This is a genomic window from Thermomonas sp., assembly GCF_035369645.1.
Classification (GTDB): domain Bacteria; phylum Pseudomonadota; class Gammaproteobacteria; order Xanthomonadales; family Xanthomonadaceae; genus Thermomonas.
The window spans coordinates 77,289-79,188 of sequence record NZ_DAOOUM010000003.1 but is presented as its reverse complement, the minus strand read 5'-3'; the positions used below and the strand labels follow the sequence as shown (position 1 = coordinate 79,188).

Sequence of the window (1,900 nt, the reverse complement as noted above, 5' to 3'; positions counted from 1 at the left end):
TCTATCAGCCGATTGCGATGGAGCAGTCTGGCTATTCCAGCTGGATTTCCGAGCGCATTCGTGCCGATGTGCGCAAGGAAATGGATGCGCGCGGCTATCGCTACAGCACCGAAGGTGCCGATTTGTTGGTGAACTTCCAAGGTGTGGTGGAAGACAAAACCGCTGTGTGGACGGTGCCGCGCAGCGACACTGAATGGTTCTACAGCTATCGCCACAAGACCTATGTCGCGGTGCCGATTTGGTACGACGAAACCCAAGTATCACGCTATAAGGAAGGTACCCTGACCGTGGATTTGGTGGACGGTAAGCGCAACCGCATGGTGTGGACGGGTTCGGCCAGCAATCCGGTACGGTCCAAACAAAAGCCAGAACAGAAACTGGGCGAAATCGACGCAGCCATCACCGGCATCTTCGCAAAATATCCGCATAAAGCCGGCGGGATGTAAGCGTGGTGCACGCCTAGAAAAACAAAAACCGCCGGCAGCAACCCGGCGGTTTTTGATTGCAGCGGCAACGCCGGCTTAAAACTTCGGCTTGTCTTCGCTGGTGTTGTAGCGGGCAATCGCATCCATAATGATCGACTTGGCCTCATTCACGCCGCCCCAGCCATCCAGCTTCACCCACTTGCCGTCTTCCAGATCTTTGTAGTGCTCGAAGAAGTGGCCGATGCGTTGCAACCAGTGCTTGCTGACCTTGGCGATGTCGTCGATGTGGCTGTAGCCGTTGAAGACTTTGTCCACCGGGACGGCGAGGATCTTTTCATCGCTACCGGCTTCATCGCTCATCTTCAATACGCCCACCGGGCGGCAGCGGATCACCGAGCCGGGCACCAGCGGCAACGGCAGAATGACCAGTACGTCGGCCGGGTCGCCATCACCACAAACCGTGTAAGGCACGTAGCCGTAGTTGCACGGGTAGCGCATCGGGGTGGACAGGATGCGGTCCACGAAGATCGCACCTGACGCCTTATCGACTTCATATTTGACAGGTTCGGCATCTTTCGGGATTTCGATGACGACATTGATTTCGTCCGGCGGGTTATTGCCGGTGGGGACGAGGTCCAGACCCATGTGGTAGTGCTCCGACGTGTGTGCCGCACCCGATTGGGCGCAGCGATGATTGAGGGGGGAGTGGGTACATTTTAGCGGAGCGCGGCGGCAAAAGATGACGCTGGGCGAACCAGCGAGCTTGACGGGTGTGATTTGTATGCGCATAATAAATGCGCATACAATGGAATTATGTCATGCGCATTCGAGAGCGATACGCCGATTACGGCAAGCGTGCTACCAATGTCAGCATCAACCAAGGCTTGCTGGAAGACGCCAAGGCGCTGGATATCAATCTGTCTGCCACGTTAGAGCGTGCGTTGGATACGGAAGTGCGTGCACGCAAACGTGCCAAGTGGCTGGAAGAAAATCGTGAGGCGATCGCCGCGTACAACGTACGTATCGAGCGGGATGGGCTTGCCGGTGATCATGTGCGTGCGTTCAAGGCCAAACTCAAGGCGTCGTCTGCCGCATGAATCAATTTTGCGCGTATGTGAATGCGGATGCCGCATCCAGGCGCACCATTCCTTACTGGCTAATCGTGCAAAATGATTTGATCGATGCCACCCAATCACGCGTGGTTGTGCCCTTGATTGCACCGCAACTGGCAGGGCCTTTGGTGGCAAGGCTGATGCCGGTGCTGGTGGTTGCAGGCAAGCGGCTGGTGATGGATGCAGCGCAAATTACCAATGTACCAATGCAGATGCTTGGCAGGCATGAGGCGGATTTGTCGGCCGAACGCCTGACCATCCTTGCTGCTCTCGACATGCTGATCTCGGGGATATGACCGTGGCCAATACGCTGCGTATCGCAATGGCGCAATTTGATTTTCCGGTGGGCGATGTGGCCGGCAA

Annotated in this window: 4 protein-coding genes; 3 read left to right on the top strand and 1 reads right to left on the bottom strand. The window is 56.4% G+C overall.

Features of this window, described 5'->3' with window-relative positions; genetic code table 11:
* Positions 1-446 (top strand): DUF4136 domain-containing protein (locus PK789_RS01350; protein ID WP_324306532.1); only part of this gene is annotated, 446 nt, incomplete at its 5' end.
* Positions 447-521: 75 nt separating this feature from the next.
* Here PK789_RS01350 and ppa read toward each other — a convergent pair.
* Positions 522-1,070 carry an inorganic diphosphatase gene (ppa, locus tag PK789_RS01345; RefSeq protein WP_324306531.1) on the bottom strand — a complete coding sequence of 183 codons (549 nt, stop codon included), beginning with the start codon at positions 1,068-1,070 and terminating at the stop codon, positions 522-524.
* 173 nt (positions 1,071-1,243) lie between these two features.
* Here ppa and PK789_RS01340 point away from each other — a divergent pair, with 173 nt between their 5' ends.
* Both PK789_RS01340 and PK789_RS11645 read left to right on the top strand, forming a co-directional pair.
* Positions 1,244-1,522, top strand: coding sequence for a type II toxin-antitoxin system CcdA family antitoxin (locus tag PK789_RS01340; protein WP_324306530.1), 279 nt, complete (start codon positions 1,244-1,246; stop codon positions 1,520-1,522).
* On the top strand, positions 1,519-1,833 hold the full coding sequence (locus tag PK789_RS11645) for a CcdB family protein (RefSeq protein ID WP_503011860.1): 315 nt from the start codon (positions 1,519-1,521) through the stop codon (positions 1,831-1,833). Before PK789_RS01340 ends, PK789_RS11645 begins: the two co-directional genes overlap by 4 nt.
* The last annotated feature ends 67 nt before the right edge of the window (positions 1,834-1,900 follow it).

Bases quoted from the DNA above. Each gene is read 5' to 3' on its own strand.
- PK789_RS01340 (WP_324306530.1), top strand. From the start codon at position 1,244: ATGCGCATTCGAGAGCGATACGCCGATTACGGCAAGCGTGCTACCAAT.
- PK789_RS11645 (WP_503011860.1), top strand. From the start codon at position 1,519: ATGAATCAATTTTGCGCGTATGTGAATGCGGATGCCGCATCCAGGCGC.
- ppa (WP_324306531.1), bottom strand. From the start codon at position 1,070: ATGGGTCTGGACCTCGTCCCCACCGGCAATAACCCGCCGGACGAAATC.